This is a genomic window from Rhodovulum euryhalinum (genome assembly GCF_004342445.1).
Taxonomy (GTDB): domain Bacteria; phylum Pseudomonadota; class Alphaproteobacteria; order Rhodobacterales; family Rhodobacteraceae; genus Rhodovulum; species Rhodovulum euryhalinum.
In genome coordinates, this window is sequence record NZ_SLWW01000002.1 from 222,105 (window position 1) to 237,646 (window position 15,542).

At 66.0% G+C, this 15,542-nt stretch carries 15 protein-coding genes; 10 read left to right on the plus strand and 5 right to left on the minus strand.

Annotated features, from left to right (window positions below; genetic code table 11):
• Positions 1-4 precede the first annotated feature (4 nt).
• Together EV655_RS03385 and EV655_RS03390 are read left to right on the plus strand one after the other, a co-directional pair.
• Complete coding sequence (locus EV655_RS03385) at positions 5-838, plus strand: carbon-nitrogen hydrolase family protein (RefSeq protein ID WP_132541832.1); 834 nt, start codon at positions 5-7, stop codon at positions 836-838.
• 47 nt (positions 839-885) lie between these two features.
• Positions 886-1,278, plus strand: coding sequence for a MarR family winged helix-turn-helix transcriptional regulator (locus tag EV655_RS03390; RefSeq protein WP_165905262.1), 393 nt, complete (start codon positions 886-888; stop codon positions 1,276-1,278).
• Here the strand turns inward: EV655_RS03390 and ubiG are convergent.
• A complete protein-coding gene (gene ubiG / locus EV655_RS03395) occupies positions 1,275-2,021 on the minus strand; it encodes a bifunctional 2-polyprenyl-6-hydroxyphenol methylase/3-demethylubiquinol 3-O-methyltransferase UbiG (protein WP_132541838.1) in 747 nt (248 codons plus the stop codon). The two genes, EV655_RS03390 and ubiG, sit on opposite strands and share 4 nt — an antisense overlap.
• 71 nt (positions 2,022-2,092) lie before the next feature.
• Between ubiG and pip the strand changes: the two genes are divergently transcribed.
• The 7 genes from pip to infB all read left to right on the plus strand — a co-directional run bounded on the left by pip (position 2,093) and on the right by infB (position 9,578).
• Entirely contained in the window at positions 2,093-3,082 is a 990-nt protein-coding gene (pip, locus tag EV655_RS03400; RefSeq protein ID WP_132541841.1) for a prolyl aminopeptidase, read from the plus strand.
• Positions 3,083-3,086: 4 nt separating this feature from the next.
• Positions 3,087-3,734 carry a class I SAM-dependent methyltransferase gene (locus EV655_RS03405; protein WP_132541843.1) on the plus strand — a complete coding sequence of 216 codons (648 nt, stop codon included), beginning with the start codon at positions 3,087-3,089 and terminating at the stop codon, positions 3,732-3,734.
• Between the two features lie 12 nt (positions 3,735-3,746).
• Positions 3,747-4,061: a hypothetical protein gene (locus EV655_RS03410; RefSeq protein ID WP_132541845.1), complete on the plus strand. Its 315-nt coding sequence runs from the start codon at positions 3,747-3,749 to the stop codon at positions 4,059-4,061.
• A 158-nt stretch (positions 4,062-4,219) separates the two neighbouring features.
• Entirely contained in the window at positions 4,220-4,813 is a 594-nt protein-coding gene (gene rimP, locus EV655_RS03415) for a ribosome maturation factor RimP (RefSeq protein ID WP_132541847.1), read from the plus strand.
• Between the two features lie 3 nt (positions 4,814-4,816).
• The gene (nusA, locus tag EV655_RS03420; protein ID WP_132541849.1) at positions 4,817-6,436 is read left to right on the plus strand and encodes a transcription termination factor NusA; all 1,620 of its coding nucleotides are present in this window, start codon (positions 4,817-4,819) and stop codon (positions 6,434-6,436) included.
• A gap of 15 nt (positions 6,437-6,451) precedes the next feature.
• Positions 6,452-7,063, plus strand: a complete 612-nt coding sequence (locus tag EV655_RS03425; protein WP_132541851.1) for an RNA-binding protein — start codon at positions 6,452-6,454, stop codon at positions 7,061-7,063.
• Positions 7,064-7,079: 16 nt separating this feature from the next.
• Entirely contained in the window at positions 7,080-9,578 is a 2,499-nt protein-coding gene (gene infB, locus EV655_RS03430) for a translation initiation factor IF-2 (RefSeq protein ID WP_132541853.1), read from the plus strand.
• 80 nt (positions 9,579-9,658) lie between these two features.
• On the opposite strand, the gene EV655_RS18995 is transcribed toward infB, so the two are convergent.
• The 4 genes from EV655_RS18995 to EV655_RS03445 form a co-directional block, all read right to left on the minus strand.
• A complete protein-coding gene (locus tag EV655_RS18995; protein ID WP_279389325.1) occupies positions 9,659-9,793 on the minus strand; it encodes a hypothetical protein in 135 nt (44 codons plus the stop codon).
• Positions 9,794-9,947: 154 nt separating this feature from the next.
• Positions 9,948-10,346: an 8-oxo-dGTP diphosphatase MutT gene (gene mutT, locus EV655_RS03435; protein WP_132541855.1), complete on the minus strand. Its 399-nt coding sequence runs from the start codon at positions 10,344-10,346 to the stop codon at positions 9,948-9,950.
• A complete protein-coding gene (gene argJ, locus EV655_RS03440) occupies positions 10,343-11,716 on the minus strand; it encodes a bifunctional glutamate N-acetyltransferase/amino-acid acetyltransferase ArgJ (RefSeq protein ID WP_132541857.1) in 1,374 nt (457 codons plus the stop codon). The genes mutT and argJ overlap by 4 nt, the downstream gene beginning before the upstream one ends.
• 26 nt (positions 11,717-11,742) lie before the next feature.
• Positions 11,743-12,588 (minus strand): peptidylprolyl isomerase, encoded by an 846-nt coding sequence (locus EV655_RS03445; protein WP_132541859.1) that lies wholly within the window; start codon positions 12,586-12,588, stop codon positions 11,743-11,745.
• A 181-nt stretch (positions 12,589-12,769) separates the two neighbouring features.
• Between EV655_RS03445 and secA the strand changes: the two genes are divergently transcribed.
• Positions 12,770-15,481: a preprotein translocase subunit SecA gene (secA, locus tag EV655_RS03450; RefSeq protein ID WP_132541860.1), complete on the plus strand. Its 2,712-nt coding sequence runs from the start codon at positions 12,770-12,772 to the stop codon at positions 15,479-15,481.
• Positions 15,482-15,542: the final 61 nt, after the last annotated feature.

Consider the following 15,542-nt stretch of genomic DNA (forward strand, 5'->3'; position numbering starts at 1 on the left):
TCCAATGCGCGCGGCGCTGATCCAGATGACCTCGGGCGACCGGCCCGACGCGAACATCGCGATGGCCTGCGGTATGGTCCGCGAGGCTGCCAGCGGGGGCGCGCAGTTCGTGCTGACGCCCGAGGTGACGAACTGCGTGTCCTCAAGCCGGGCACACCAGGCGCAGGTGCTCTGCCACGAGGAAGACGACGCGATGCTGTCCGCCCTGCGCCAAGAGGCGGTCAATGGGCGCATCTCGCTGCTGATCGGATCGCTGGGGCTCAAGACGCACGATCCGGATGGGCGCTTCGCCAACCGGTCCTTCCTGATCGCACCGGACGGGTCCATCGTCGCGCGCTATGACAAGATCCACATGTTCGATGTGCAGATCACCGAGACCGAAAGCTTTCGCGAATCAGAAGGCTACCGCCCCGGCGACCGTGCCGTGCTGGCCGAGACGCCGTTCGGCAAGGTGGGGCTGTCGATCTGCTATGACCTGCGCTTCCCGCATCTTTTTCGCGCGCTTGCCCATGGCGGCGCCGAGATCCTGACCGTGCCGGCCGCCTTTTCGCCTGTGACGGGCGCCGCACATTGGGAAACGCTGCTGCGGGCCCGCGCCATCGAGAACGGCTGCTATGTGCTGGCCCCCGCGCAATGCGGGCTGCACCCGGCGACCGAGGGGCGCCCACGCCGGACCCATGGCCATTCGCTGGCCATCGCGCCCTGGGGCGAGGTTCTGGCCGATGGCGGTACCTCACCCGGAATCACCTATGTCGAGATCGACCGGCAGGAGGTGGCGCGCGCCCGGGCCCGCGTGCCCTCGATCACGCACGACCGGCCCTTTGCGCCGCCGACGTGACCGAGATCGGCGACAGTCTGGCCGTGACGCTGTTCAGCGAGATCTTCATGGCTGACCAACTGGCGCGGAACCGGATCGCGCGGGCGTTGCCCAAGGGGATGGAACTCAGCCATTTCTCGGTGTTGAACCACCTGGCCCGGATCAACGAGGAACGCAGCCCCGCGCAACTGGCCGCAACGTTCCACGTCACCCGCGGCGCGATGACCAACACGCTGAACCGTCTGGACTGGGCGGGCCATGTGCATATCCGCCCAGATTGGGACGATGCCCGGCGCAAGATGGTTTCGATCAGCCCGTCCGGCCGGTCGGCGCGCGATGTGGCGATCCAGGCGATCGCGCCCGTTCTCGCCGAGGCCGTGGCCGATATAGGCGAGGACCGGCTGCGCGCGGCGCTGCCGGTCCTGCGGATGCTGCGCCAGAAGCTGGAGGGCCGGCGCTAGGCCGGTTTGACCGACGCCGTGACGTAGTTCACGCTCAGGTCGCGGCTCGACAGCGACCAGCCCCAGGTCAGCGGGTTGAACACGAACCCGGTCCGGTCCACAGGTTTCAGCCCGGCCTGTTCCAGCAACTGGCACAACTCGTCCGGGGTGATGAATTTCGACCATTCATGCGTGCCCTTGGGCAGCCAGCGCATCACGTATTCCGCGCCCACGATTGCCATGGCGAAGCTTTTCGGGTTGCGGTTGATCGTGGAACACAGGTGCAGGCCACCCGGTTTCAGCAATTGCCGACAGGCGGCCAGGTAGGTCAGCGGGTCCGACACATGCTCGACCACTTCCATGTTCAGCACGATGTCGAATTGTTCGCCCGCCGCGGCCAGATCCTCGGCAGTGGTGTGGCGATAGTCGATTTCCAGCCCCGATTGCTCGGCATGGATGCGCGCAACGGGGATGTTGCGGGGCGCGGCGTCGGCCCCGACCACTTCGGCCCCCAGCCGCGCCATCGGCTCGGACAACAGCCCGCCACCGCAGCCGATATCCAGCAGGCGCAGCCCCTTGAACGGCGTTTCGGCCGACAGGTCGCGGTCGAACTCCGCGGCGATCTGGCGCGTGATATAGTCCAGCCGGCAGGGGTTCAGCATGTGCAGCGGCTTGAACTTGCCGTTCGGATCCCACCACTCGGCGGCCATCGCCTCGAATTTCGCGACTTCGGCGGGGTTGACGGTGGTTTCGGCTGCTTGCATCGCGCGCTCCGTTCCTGTCTTCTGTCTGCACACCCTTGGGGCGTGTCGCTCGGGCGTTATATAGGCGGCTCATGGACAAATCCGCAGGCCAAAAGCGCGCATCGCAACTTCTTTACCCGCCGGTCGATCCGTTTGACCAGCGGATGCTGGATGTGGGCGACGGCCACCGGATCTATGTCGAGCAATGCGGCCATCCCAAGGGCATCCCGGTCATAGTGCTGCATGGCGGCCCCGGCGGCGGCTGCAGCCCGGCGATGCGGCGCTATTTCGACCCCGAGGAATTCCGCGTGATCCTGTTCGACCAGCGCGGCTGCGGCCGGTCGCGGCCCCATGCCAGCGTGTCGGCCAACACGACCTGGCATCTGGTGAGCGATATCGAGACGATCCGCAGCACGCTTGGCATCGAGCGCTGGGTGCTGTTCGGCGGAAGCTGGGGCGCCACGCTGGCGCTGATCTACGCCCAGACCCATCCCGAGCGTGTGGCCTACATGGCGTTGCGGGGCGTCTTCCTGATGACGCAGGCGGAACTGGCCTGGTTCTACGGTGGCGGCGCGGGGCAGTTCTGGCCCGATCTCTGGTCCCGCTTTGCCGAGATCATCCCCGAGGACGAGCGCGCCGACATGATCGGCGCCTATCACCGCCGCCTGTTCTCGGGCGACATGATGCTGGAAACCCGCTATGCCCGCGCCTGGGCGGCGTGGGAGAACGCGCTGGCCTCGATCGACCATGACGGCCCGATGGGCGAGGCCCCGGCAGACTACGCCCGCGCCTTTGCCCGGCTCGAGAACCACTATTTCAGCAACGCAGGCTTTCTTGACCGCGACGGCCAGATCCTGCAGGACGTGGCCCTGATCTCGCATATCCCGGCGACCATCGTGCAGGGGCGTTACGACATGGTGTGTCCGCCCGCATCGGCATGGAAACTTGCCGAACGGTGGAGCCGCGCGGATCTCAGGATGGTTCCGCTGGCCGGCCACGCCCTGTCGGAACCGGGTATCAGCGCGGAACTGGTGCGCACCATGAAAGGCGTGCAGCGGCAGGCGGTGGCACTGGGGTTGTAGGCGCATGAGCGTGAATGTCCGTTTCTGGGACCGGCTGGCCCGGCGTTACGCGCGCATGCAGGTGCGCGATCCCGAGGCCTATGACCGCAAGCTGGCGATGACGCGAGCGCATTTCCCGCCTGATGCAAGGGTCTTCGAATTCGGCTGCGGCACGGGGACGACCGCGCTGAAGCACGCGCCCCATGTCGGGCATGTGACCGCCATCGACTGTTCGGCCAACATGATCGGCATCGCGCGCGAAAAGGCGGCGGCCGAGGGGATCGGCAACGCCACCTTCAAGGTCGCATCGCTGGAGGACATGCCCGAGGCGCCGGGCGCCTGGGACATGGTCATGGCGCACAACGTGCTGCACCTGCTGCCCGACCGGCAGGGCGCGCTGGCCCGCGTCAACCGCATGCTGAAACCGGGCGGGGCGTTCGTGTCCTCCACCGCCTGCGCCGCCCGCGCGCCCTGGCTGTTCCGCGCGATCCTGAAGACCGGCCACGCGCTGCGCCTGTTGCCGCTGTTCAACTTCCTGACCGAGGCGCAGCTGAAGGCCGAGATCGAGGCCGCCGGGTTCGAGATCGCCGAGGAATGGCTGCCGCCCGGCGGCCGGTCGGCGCTGTTCCTGATCGCGCGGAAGAAAAACGAACTACCGAGAGGTCCATCGTAGAGAGGGAGAGCCATGAAAGGCGAAGGCTGGAGTCTTGGCCCTGTGTGGGTTGGCCTAATTTCGTTGGTTGTTGCTACGGTCTCCTTTTTTGTTGGTGTCAATCAAGGCATTGAGGCCGCGCCAGAAGTGGCAGCAGCCGAGCGCGAAAGTGCAGAGTCATTCCAGCGCTGGGTGGAGGAAGAATCAGAAATAAGGCCTTGGTATCCTAGCGACCGATACGAGGCTTGTGACCGGATGTTTGAGTGGGCAGTGGACATCATTGATCAGGAGAGAATGGAGCAGATGCGGAACGAAGAGCCAATTGGCGATCCATATCGTGATCGCTAGCGGCTTGCGTCATTGATCCCGCCGAACAATCTCCTTGCACCTGCGGCCCATTCCGCCTATATCGCCCTCAACAACGGCGGTTCGGCCTCCACACCCGATCCTCCACCGGTGATCTTCGCACGGGCCGTTGGCCCGTTTTTTTTGTGTCTGGACGCCAGATGAACGACCTTGTCGCCAAGACCTCCATCGACCGGCGCCTCGCCGAGATCCTGACCCCCCTGATCGAGGGGATGGGATATGAACTGGTGCGCATCCGGCTTATGGGTGGCAACACCAAGACGCTCCAGATCATGGCCGAGCGCCCCGAGGGTGGCATCGAGGTGGACGACTGCGCCAGGATCTCGACCGCGGTGTCGGCCTTGCTGGATGTCGAGGACCCGATCGAGGATGCCTATACGCTGGAGGTGTCGAGCCCCGGCATCGACCGCCCGCTGACCCGGCTCAAGGATTTCGAGACCTGGGAAGGCCACGAGGCCAAGATCGAGACGACCGAACAGATCGACGGCCGCCGCCGCTTCAAGGGGATGCTGCAGGGCACCGAAGGCAACGAGGTTCTGATCGAGATCGACGGGCCTGATGGCGCGCCGGTGACCATCGGGCTGGAATTCGAGTGGCTGTCGGACGCGAAGCTGGTGCTGACCGACGAGCTGATCCGCGAGATGCTGCGGGCGCGCAAGGCGGCGGGCATCATCGACGAAAGCGACTTTGACGAGATCGAGACGGACGAGGGTTCCGTCGCGCAGGAGGACTGAGACATGGCGATTACCTCTGCCAACCAGCTGGAACTGCTGCAGACCGCCGAGGCGGTGGCGCGGGAAAAGATGATCGACCCCGATCTCGTCGTGCAGGCGATGGAAGAGAGCCTCGCCCGCGCGGCCAAGTCGCGCTACGGGTCCGAGATGGACATCCGGGTCAAGATCGACCGCAAGACCGGCCGGGCCAGCTTTACCCGCGTGCGCACCGTGGTCGAGGATGATGCGGTCGAGAGCTACCAGGCCCAGCTGACCGTGGCGCAGGCGAAACAGTATCTCGACGATCCCAAGGTGGGCGACACCATCGTGGACGAGGTGCCGCCGGTGGAACTTGGCCGGATCGCCGCGCAGTCGGCCAAGCAGGTGATCCTGCAGAAGGTCCGCGAGGCCGAGCGCGACCGGCAGTACGAGGAATTCAAGGACCGCGTCGGCACCATCATCAACGGCCAGGTCAAGCGCGAGGAATACGGCAACGTCATCGTCGATATCGGGCGGGGCGAGGGCGTGTTGCGCCGCAACGAGAAGATCGGCCGCGAAAGCTATCGCCCGAACGACCGCATCCGCTGCTACATCAAGGATGTCCGCCGCGAGGCGCGTGGGCCGCAGGTGTTCCTGTCGCGCACGGCGCCCGAGTTCATGGCCGAACTCTTCAAGATGGAAGTGCCGGAAATCTATGACGGCATCATCGAGATCAAGGCCGTGGCCCGCGATCCGGGCAGCCGGGCCAAGATCGGGGTGATTTCCTATGACAACTCGATCGACCCGGTGGGCGCCTGCGTCGGCATGCGCGGCAGCCGCGTTCAGGCCGTGGTGAACGAGCTTCAGGGCGAGAAGATCGACATCATCCCGTGGAACGAGGACCAGGCCACGTTCCTGGTGAACGCGCTGCAACCGGCCGAAGTGTCGAAGGTCGTGATCGACGAGGAGGCCGGCAAGATCGAGGTCGTGGTCCCCGACGACCAGCTTTCGCTCGCCATCGGCCGACGCGGCCAGAACGTCCGGCTGGCGTCGCAACTGACCGGGCTTGATATCGACATCATGACCGAAGCCGATGAAAGCCAGCGCCGCCAGGCCGAGTTCGAGGAACGCACCCGGCTCTTCATGGACACGCTGGACCTGGACGAGTTCTTTGCCCAGCTTCTGGTGTCGGAAGGCTTCGGCAATCTCGAAGAGGTCGCCTATGTCGATATCGACGAGCTTCTGACCATCGAGGGTGTCGACGAGTCCACCGGGGCGGAACTGCAGGCGCGCGCCCGCGACTACCTGGAAGAGCAGAACCGCAAGGCGCTGGAACATGCCCGCGAGCTGGGGGTCGAGGACAGCCTGGTTGAATTCGAGGGTCTGACGCCCCAGATGCTTGAGGCATTGGCCGAGGACGGCATCAAGACGCTGGAAGACTTCGCCACCTGTGCCGACTGGGAGCTTGCCGGCGGCTGGACCACCGTCGATGGCCAGAGGGTCAAGGACGAGGGTATCCTCGAGAAATTCGACATGTCGCTGGAAGAGGCGCAGACCCTGGTGATGACCGCGCGGGTCATGCTGGGGTGGGTCGATCCGTCGGAACTGACTGGCGAGGCCGAGGAAGAGCCCGAGTCCGAAGACGAGGAGGAGGCCGGGGCCTGATCCGGGGCGGAACGCATGACCCGTGGAGGTGCGCGAAAACCGGCTGACGAACCGGAACGGCGCTGCATCGCGACCGGCGAGGTGCAGCCCAAGGCCGGGCTGATCCGCTTTGTCGTCGGTCCCGACGACCGGATCGTGCCCGACCTGCTGGGCAAGCTGCCGGGCCGCGGTATCTGGGTCACCGCCGAGCGGACGGCGCTTGAGACCGCGGTCAGGAAGCGCCTTTTCGCCCGGGCCGCCAAGCGCGCGGTCACGCTGCCCGAAGATCTGGTCGATCAGGTCGAGGCCGGGCTGGTGCGGCGGGTGGTCGAGGCGCTGTCGCTGGCCCGCAAGGCCGGGCAGGCCGTCGCGGGCTACGAGAAGGTCAAGGGCTGGCTCGACGGGGGCGAGGCCGCCGTCCTGATCCAGGCGTCGGACGGGTCGGAGCGGGGCAAGACCAAGCTCAGACCGCCGCGTCCCGAGGGTGCCTATATCGGCTGTCTGACCGCCCGGGAAATCGGTTTGGCTTTCGGCCGGGAACATGTGATACATGGCGCGCTTGCGGCTGGCGGACTCACTGAACGTGTAGTAGAGGATGCCGCCAAGCTTTCGGGCATCCGCAAGAAGATTGGGGGCGGGACCCCCTGAAAGGGTTGAAGGCCTTATGGACGACACTGACGGCAAGAAGACACTCGGTTTGCGCGGCGGCCCGCGGTCCGGTCAGGTGAAGCAGAGCTTCAGCCATGGCCGCACGAAGAACGTGGTGGTCGAGACAAAGCGCAAGCGCGTCGTCGTGCCCAAGCCCGGAACCGCGAAATCCGGTGGGGCCGCGACGGCCGGCGTGTCGGGCAGCGATCCGGCCAAGCGTCCTGCGGGGATTTCCGATGCCGAGATGGAGCGGCGCCTGAAGGCGTTGCAAGCCGCCAAGGCGCGCGAGGTCGAAGAGGCCGCGCAGCGCGCGGCCGACGAGCGCCAGCGCGAGGAAGACCGCCAGCGCCGCCGTGAAGAGGCCGAGGCGAAGGAGCGCGAGCAGCGCGAGATCGAGGAAGCCGCCCGGCGCAAGGCCGAGGAAGAGGACGAGCGCCGCCGCGCGGAGGCCGAGCCCGCCAGCAAGCCGGCCGCCGCGCCGCCGCCCGCAGCGGTTACGGCCACGCCGATGGCCGATGCCGACAAGGGCGCGGCGAAGCCCGTCGCGCGCAAGGTCGACCGCGAGCGCGAGCGCAGCGACGAACGCACGGCCCGTGCCAAGGTCAAGGACGACGCGCGCCGTGGCGGCAAGCTGACCCTGAACCAGGCGCTCGACGGCGAGGGTGGGCGGCAACGCTCGCTTGCCGCGATGAAGCGCAAGCAGGAGCGGTTGCGCCAGAAGGCGATGGGCGGGGCCGAGTCCCGCGAGAAAGTCGTGCGCTACGTGCAGGTGCCCGAGACGATCGTGGTGTCCGAGCTGGCCAACCGCATGGCCGAGCGCGCCGCCGACGTGGTCAAGGCGCTCATGAAGATGGGCATGATGGTGACGCAGAACCAGCCGATCGACGCGGACACCGCCGAGTTGATCGTCGAAGAGTTCGGCCACAGGATGCAGCGCGTCTCGGACGCGGATGTCGAGGACGTGATCGACAGCGTCGAGGACAAGCCCGAGGATCTGACGACGCGTCCCCCGGTTGTGACCATCATGGGCCACGTCGACCACGGCAAGACCTCGCTTCTGGACGCGATCCGTGACGCCAAGGTGGTCGCGGGCGAGGCCGGGGGCATCACCCAGCATATCGGCGCCTACCAGGTGACGACGGACAGCGGCTCGACGCTGACCTTCCTCGACACGCCGGGCCACGCGGCCTTTACCTCGATGCGCGCCCGGGGTGCCCAGGTGACGGACATCGTGGTGCTTGTGGTCGCGGCCGACGACGCGGTGATGCCGCAGACCATCGAGGCGATCAACCACGCCAAGGCGGCCAAGGTGCCGATGATCGTGGCGATCAACAAGATCGACAAGCCCGCCGCCGACCCGCAGAAGGTGCGGACCGACCTGCTGATGCACGAGGTCGTGGTCGAGAAGATGTCGGGCGAGGTGCAGGACGTCGAGGTTTCGGCCAAGACCGGCGAGGGCCTTGACGAACTGCTTGAGGCGATCGCGCTGCAGTCCGAGATTCTCGAACTCAAGGCCAATACCACCCGCGCGGCGCTGGGCGCCGTGATCGAGGCCAAGCTCGACGTGGGCCGCGGCCCGGTCGCGACGGTTCTGGTGCAGAACGGCACGCTCAAGCAGGGCGACATCTTCGTCGTAGGCGAGCAGTGGGGCAAGGTGCGCGCGCTGATCAACGACAAGGGCGAGCGCGTGGAAAGTGCCGGGCCCTCGGTTCCGGTCGAGGTGCTGGGCCTGAACGGCACACCCGAGGCCGGCGACGTGCTGAACGTGGTCGAAACCGAGGCGCAGGCCCGCGAGATCGCGGAATACCGTCACGCGAAGTCCAAGGAAAAGCGTGCTGCCGCCGGGGCCGCCACGACGCTGGAACAGCTCATGGCCAAGGCCAAGGAGGACGCGACCGTTGCCGAGCTGCCCATCGTGGTCAAGGCCGACGTGCAGGGCTCGGCCGAGGCGATCGTCCAGGCGATGGAGAAGATCGGCAACGAAGAGGTCCGGGTGCGCATCCTGCACGCGGGTGTGGGTGCCATCACCGAGACCGACGTGGGCCTTGCCGAGGCATCGGGCGCGCCGGTCTTCGGCTTCAACGTGCGGGCCAACGCGCCGGCGCGGAACGCCGCGAACCAGAAGGGTGTGGAAATCCGCTATTACAGCGTGATCTACGATCTGGTCGACGACGTGAAGAAGGCGGCATCCGGCCTGTTGTCGGCCGAGATTCGCGAAACCTTCATCGGCTACGCGCAGATCAAGGAGGTCTTCAAGGTCTCTGGCGTGGGCAAGGTCGCGGGCTGTCTGGTCACCGAGGGCGTGGCGCGCCGGTCGGCGGGCGTGCGTCTGCTGCGCGACAACGTGGTGATCCACGAGGGCACGCTGAAGACGCTGAAACGTTTCAAGGACGAGGTGTCCGAGGTCCAGTCGGGCCAGGAATGTGGCATGGCGTTCGAGAATTACGACGATGTCCGGCAGGGAGACGTCATCGAGATATTCGAGCGGCAGGAGGTCGAGCGCACGCTCGCCTGAGTCTGCGGTCACCGAAGATTGGAAAGGGCGCTCCGTTGGAGCGCCCTTTCATTTCGCGTGAGTGGTGTGGTTTGGCCGCTTCAGGCGGCCTTGTTGACCGGACGGCCCTCATAAAGCCGATCGCCCACGCGGACGACGATCCGGCCATCCGGCCGGCGCGCAACAAAGGCGCCTTGAACCGATACGCAAGACCCAAGCACGATCGTTTCGATCATCTGTTCGTCCCTCGTGTAGAAACTTACCTTTTGTAATTCGGGAACGATTCGGCGCGACATTTTATTTCGCCGCAGGCCGCGCGCATGCGCGGATTCCTGCCGAAGCGGATCCAAAGGCCCCCGGTGGCCTTGTCCTCTGGCGGAACGGTTCCGCCTAAAGCAAGTCCCTCAGGAACGGGATAAGCGGCAGATCGGCCGGCGGCATCGGATAGGTGCGCAGGTCCTTCGGACGCACCCAGGCTAGCGCCTGGCCCTCGTGGCCATGCGGCTGGCCCTGCCATTTCCGGCAGACGAACAGCGGCATCAGCAGGTGGAAGTCCTCGTAGCCATGGCTTGCAAAGGTCAGTGGCGCGAGGCAGCTGGACCAGGTGTCGATCCCCAGTTCCTCTTTCAGCTCGCGCATCAGCGCCGCCTCGGGCGTCTCGCCGGGCTCGACCTTGCCACCCGGGAACTCCCAGAGCCCCGCCATCGCCTTTCCCTGGGGGCGCTGCGCAAGCAGCACCCTGCCGTCCGCATCGACCAGCGCGACCGCCGCCACGAGGACGATCTTCATGACCGGTAGTCGGCGTTGATGTCGATGTAGCGATGCGTCAGGTCGCAGGTCCAGACCGTGGCCGCGCCGGTGCCAAGACCCAGATCCACGCCGATCACCAGCTCATCGCGCCGCATGTAGGCGGCCCCCGCCTCTTCGGCATAGCTTTCCGCGACCCAGCCCTTTTCCGCGACGAGGATGTCGCCGAAGCGAATCGATAGCCCGTCCCGATCCGCCTTGGCGCCCGACTTGCCCACCGCCATCACGATCCGGCCCCAGTTCGGATCCTCGCCCGCGATTGCGGTCTTGACCAGCGGCGAGTTGGCGATCGCCATGGCGATCTTTCTGGCGTCGGCTGCGCTGGCCGCGCCGGTTACCGCGATTTCGACGAACTTCGTGGCGCCTTCGCCATCGCGCACAACCTGGTGCGCGAGATCCATCATCACCCGTTTCAGCGCGTCCTGGAACGCCCGCGCCGGCGCGCTGCGCAGGTCGGTGATCTCGGGCGCCCTGGACTTGCCGGTAGCGGCCAGAAGCAGCGTGTCCGAGGTCGAGGTATCGCCATCGACCGTGATGCAGTTGAAGGTCTCGTCGGTCAGGCGGCCCAGCATCCGTTGCAACGGTGCCTGCGCGATCCTGGCATCGGTGAAGATGTAGACCAGCATCGTCGCCATGTCGGGCGCGATCATGCCCGAGCCCTTGGCGATGCCCGCGATCCGCACCTCGTGACCGTCGATCTCGACCGTGGCCGTCGCGCCCTTGGGGAAGGTGTCGGTCGTCATGATCGCGCGCGCCGCCTGGGGCATCCCCTCGGGCGACAGCCGCGCGGCAAGATCGTCAAGGACAGCGGTGATCCGGTCATGCGGCAGCGGTTCGCCGATCACGCCGGTAGAGCTGGTGAACACGCGTGCCTCGGGCACGCCTGCCGCCCGGGCCACGCCCGCACAGATCGCCTGCACCGCCTCGACGCCCTTCGCACCGGTGAAGGCGTTGGAGTTGCCGGAATTCACCAGGATCGCCGCACCTTGGCGCGGCCCGGCCGTGGCGCCGATCTTGGCCTCGCAGTCGAGAACGGGCGCCGAGCGCGTGGCCGACCGGGTAAAGACCCCGGCAACCGCCGAGCCGGGGGCGAGCCGTGCCAGCATGACGTCCAGCCGGCCCTTGTAGCGCACGCCTGCCTCGGCGGCGGCGAACTCCACGCCGGCAATCACCGGCAGCGCGGGAAAGCCGTTCGCGGGTGCGAGTGGCGACAGCGCCGGGCCGCGGGACGCCGGTGCTGCGGTGCCCGCCAAGTCCAGCGCCTCGCGCAGCCGTGCGACTTCGCGCTTCAGCGGCTTGACCTTCGCCTTGGTGATCTTCTTTTCGAGCTTCTTCTTTTTAGACTTGGCCATCGCCGTCCCTTTCGCGCGCCTTGGACCTATTCGCCCAGCAGATCGCGGTTCTTCAGAATGGCCGGGTCGATCTCGATCTCGGTACGGGTGATCTCGGCCTCGGCCGTGTATTTCTCGAGCGCCGCCTCCATCGCGTCACGCTGAAGCTGCTGGACGATGTCCGCCCGCACCTCGTTCAGCGGGGGGGCGTCTTTCAGGCGGGTCTCGTTCAGCTTGATGATGTGCCAGCCGAACTGCGTCTCGACCGGCCCGGAGACCGTGCCGGGCTCCATGGCGAGGACGGCATCCTCGAAGGGCTTGACCATCATACCAGCGCTGAACCAGCCCAGGTCGCCCCCGTTGGGGCCCGAGGGGCCCACGGATTTCGACTTGGCAAGCTCGGCGAAATCGGCGCCGTTCTCCAGTTCGGCCAGCACGGCCTGGGCCGCCTCCTGGCTTTCGAGGAGGATGTGGGCCGCCTGGAATTCCGTCGTGGGCTCGGCCGCGGCATAGGCCGCCTCATAGGCCGTTTGCACCGCCTCGTCGGTCGCCGCCTCTTCGGCGACGCGGGCCAGTGCCTCGCCAGCGAGGTAAGACCGCTGCTCGTTCTCGAGCGAGAGCCGCGCACCCAGCGACAGTTCGGTGCCGATCTGCTCGGCCACCGCGCTTTGGCGGATCAACTGGTCAAGCACCGCCTGGTAAAGTACGTCGTCGGGCAGTTGCTGGTATTCCGCGGGCAACTGGGCACGCAGCACGATCATGTGACCCAGCGTGATCTCGGTGGCGCCGACGCGTGCCACGACGGTATCGGGACCGATCTCCTCGGCGGCGGCGGGCAGGGCGAACCCGGCCACCAGGGCAAGCACAAGCAGCGGTTTCGAGGCTTTGGGCATAGGGGCAACTCCTTTCCTGCCGCGCGCTTGGGCGACGTTGACACCATTCTGACCGGCCCTTACATCGCAGGTGGTCCTTAGGGCCGGTCCTAAGTCTTAGGCCACTTCTTATTGCCGCATCGACAGGCGGGCAAGGCGTCCGTCGAACAACATCCCTTGAGACAGCCGCCGCGGAGAGAACATGCTGGGCATCGGAACAGTCAGCCGCAAGGTCTTCGGCACGAAGAACGACCGAATGGTCAAGAAGGTGCGCCCGCTGGTGGCCCGCATCAACGAGCTGGAGCCCGAGTTCAAGGCGCTGTCCGACGAGGGGATCAAGGCGAAGACCGAGGAGTTCAAGCGCCGGATCGCAGGCGGCGAGGAACTGGACGACCTGCTGCCCGAGGCCTTTGCCAATTGCCGCGAGGGCGCGCGCCGGGCGCTGGGCCTGCGCGCCTTCGACATGCAGCTGGTGGGCGGCATCTTCCTGCACCGCGGCAACATCGCCGAAATGAAGACCGGCGAGGGCAAGACGCTGGTCGCGACGTTCCCGGCCTATCTGAACGCGCTGACGGGCAAGGGCGTGCACATCGTCACCGTCAACGACTACCTTGCCAAGCGCGACGCGGAATGGATGGGCAAGGTCTATGCCCATCTGGGCATGACCTGCGGCGTCGTCTATCCGTGGCAGCCGGACGCCGAGAAACGCGCCGCCTATCGCGCCGACATCACCTACAGCACCAACAACGAGCTGGGCTTCGACTATCTGCGCGACAACATGAAGTCCGAGCTGTCCGACATGGGCCAGCGGGGCCATTACTTTGCCATCGTCGACGAGGTGGATTCGATCCTGATCGACGAGGCGCGCACGCCGCTGATCATCTCGGGCCCCAGCCAGGACCGGTCGGAACTTTATCTCTCGCTGGACAAGGTGGTGCCCGATCTGACCGAAGAGCATTTCAAGCTCGACGAGAAGGTGCGCAACGTGACCTTCACCGAGGACGGCAACGAGTTCATGGAACAGCGGCTCCATGAGCTTGGCATCCTTCCCGAGGGTCAGTCGATGTACGACCCCGAAAGCACCACCATCGTCCACCATGCGCAGCAGGCGCTGAAGGCACACAAGCTGTTCCAGCGGGACAAGGACTACATCGTCCGCGACGGCGAGGTGATGCTGATCGACGAATTCACCGGCCGGATGATGCGGGGCCGCCGCCTGTCCGAGGGCCTGCATCAGGCCATCGAGGCCAAGGAAGGCGTGCAGATCCAGCCCGAGAACGTCACGCTCGCGTCGGTCACGTTCCAGAACTATTTCCGCCTCTACGAGAAACTCGCCGGGATGACCGGCACCGCCGTGACCGAGGCCGAGGAATTCATGCAGATCTACGGCCTGGGCGTGGTTGAGATCCCGACCAACCGCCCGGTGGCGCGCCGCGATGAACACGACGCCGTCTATCGCACCGCGCGCGAGAAATACGAGGCCATCGTCGAGACGATCAACGAGGCTTACAAGCGCGGCCAGCCAATCCTGGTCGGCACGACCTCGATCGAGAAATCCGAGATGCTGTCGGCCCGGCTCAAGGCGGCGGACATCCCGCATAACGTGCTGAATGCCCGCCACCACGAGCAGGAGGCCCAGATCGTCGCCGATGCAGGCCGGTTCGGCGCAGTGACCATCGCCACCAACATGGCCGGCCGCGGCACCGACATCCAATTGGGCGGCAATGTCGAGATGAAGGTGATGGAGGCGCTCGCCGCCGACCCCGAAGCCCATCCCGACGAGATCCGGGCCCGGATCGAGGCTGAACATGCCGACGAGAAACGCCAGGTGCTGCACGCTGGCGGCCTGTTCGTCCTCGGCACCGAGCGCCACGAATCCCGGCGCATCGACAACCAGTTGCGTGGCCGGTCGGGCCGGCAAGGCGACCCGGGACGGTCGGCGTTCTTCCTGTCGCTCGAAGACGACCTGATGCGGATCTTCGGGTCGGAACGGCTGGACAAGGTGTTGTCGACGCTGGGAATGAAGGAGGGCGAGGCGATCGTCCATCCCTGGGTGAACAAGTCGCTGGAAAAGGCCCAGGCCAAGGTCGAGGGGCGCAACTTCGACATCCGCAAGCAGTTGCTCAAGTTCGACGACGTGATGAACGACCAGCGCAAGGTCATCTTTGGCCAGCGACTGGAGATCATGCAATCCGCCGACCTGTCCGAAATCGTCCAGGATATGCGCCACCAGGTGATCGACGATCTGGTGGAAACCTACATGCCGCCCAAGACCTATGCCGACCAGTGGGATACCGACGGCCTGCGCGAGGCGTTGATCGACCGGTTGAATCTTGACGCCCCGGTCGCCGTCTGGGCCGACGAAGAGGGCGTGGATGACGACGAGATCCGCGAGAGGCTGTATACCGCCTCCGACGAGTCGATGGCGGTCAAGGCCGCGCAATTCGGCCCCGAAACGATGCGCAACATCGAAAAGCAGGTGCTGTTGCAGACGATCGACGGCAAGTGGCGCGAACATCTGCTGACGCTGGAACATCTGCGATCGGTCGTGGGATTCCGCGGTTATGCACAGCGCGACCCGCTCAACGAATACAAGACCGAGTCCTTCGCGTTGTTCGAATCGATGCTGAATGCACTGCGTGAGGAGGTCAGCCGCAAGCTTGGCCAGATCCGTCCCCTGACCGAGGAAGAGCGCGGCGCGATGCTGCGCCAACTTGCCGAGCAGCAGCAGCGCATGACCGAGGCCGCGGAGCAAGGCACCGCCGAACATGCCGATGAGCCCGCACAGGCGCCGCAGATGGCCGAAGGCTTTGACGATACAAGGCCGGAAACCTGGGGCAACCCGGGGCGGAACGACCCGTGCCCCTGCGGATCGGGACGCAAGTTCAAGCATTGCCACGGTCAGCTCGTCTGACTCAGCTTCGCCCGGCGGTCGTCGCCGGTTTCCCGCAAGGCTGCCACGTCCTCGCCGCTTT

Excerpts from the sequence above, each read along its gene's own strand:
- pip (WP_132541841.1), top strand. The coding sequence starts at position 2,093 with ATGGACAAATCCGCAGGCCAAAAGCGCGCATCGCAACTTCTTTACCCG.
- EV655_RS03410 (WP_132541845.1), top strand. The coding sequence starts at position 3,747 with ATGAAAGGCGAAGGCTGGAGTCTTGGCCCTGTGTGGGTTGGCCTAATT.
- EV655_RS18995 (WP_279389325.1), bottom strand. The coding sequence starts at position 9,793 with ATGATCGAAACGATCGTGCTTGGGTCTTGCGTATCGGTTCAAGGCGCC.
- secA (WP_132541860.1), top strand. The coding sequence starts at position 12,770 with ATGCTGGGCATCGGAACAGTCAGCCGCAAGGTCTTCGGCACGAAGAAC.
- EV655_RS03385 (WP_132541832.1), top strand. The coding sequence starts at position 5 with ATGCGCGCGGCGCTGATCCAGATGACCTCGGGCGACCGGCCCGACGCG.
- ubiG (WP_132541838.1), bottom strand. The coding sequence starts at position 2,021 with ATGCAAGCAGCCGAAACCACCGTCAACCCCGCCGAAGTCGCGAAATTC.
- nusA (WP_132541849.1), top strand. The coding sequence starts at position 4,817 with ATGGCGATTACCTCTGCCAACCAGCTGGAACTGCTGCAGACCGCCGAG.
- EV655_RS03445 (WP_132541859.1), bottom strand. The coding sequence starts at position 12,588 with ATGCCCAAAGCCTCGAAACCGCTGCTTGTGCTTGCCCTGGTGGCCGGG.
- EV655_RS03405 (WP_132541843.1), top strand. The coding sequence starts at position 3,087 with ATGAGCGTGAATGTCCGTTTCTGGGACCGGCTGGCCCGGCGTTACGCG.
- rimP (WP_132541847.1), top strand. The coding sequence starts at position 4,220 with ATGAACGACCTTGTCGCCAAGACCTCCATCGACCGGCGCCTCGCCGAG.
- EV655_RS03425 (WP_132541851.1), top strand. The coding sequence starts at position 6,452 with ATGACCCGTGGAGGTGCGCGAAAACCGGCTGACGAACCGGAACGGCGC.
- EV655_RS03390 (WP_165905262.1), top strand. The coding sequence starts at position 886 with ATGGCTGACCAACTGGCGCGGAACCGGATCGCGCGGGCGTTGCCCAAG.
- argJ (WP_132541857.1), bottom strand. The coding sequence starts at position 11,716 with ATGGCCAAGTCTAAAAAGAAGAAGCTCGAAAAGAAGATCACCAAGGCG.
- mutT (WP_132541855.1), bottom strand. The coding sequence starts at position 10,346 with ATGAAGATCGTCCTCGTGGCGGCGGTCGCGCTGGTCGATGCGGACGGC.
- infB (WP_132541853.1), top strand. The coding sequence starts at position 7,080 with ATGGACGACACTGACGGCAAGAAGACACTCGGTTTGCGCGGCGGCCCG.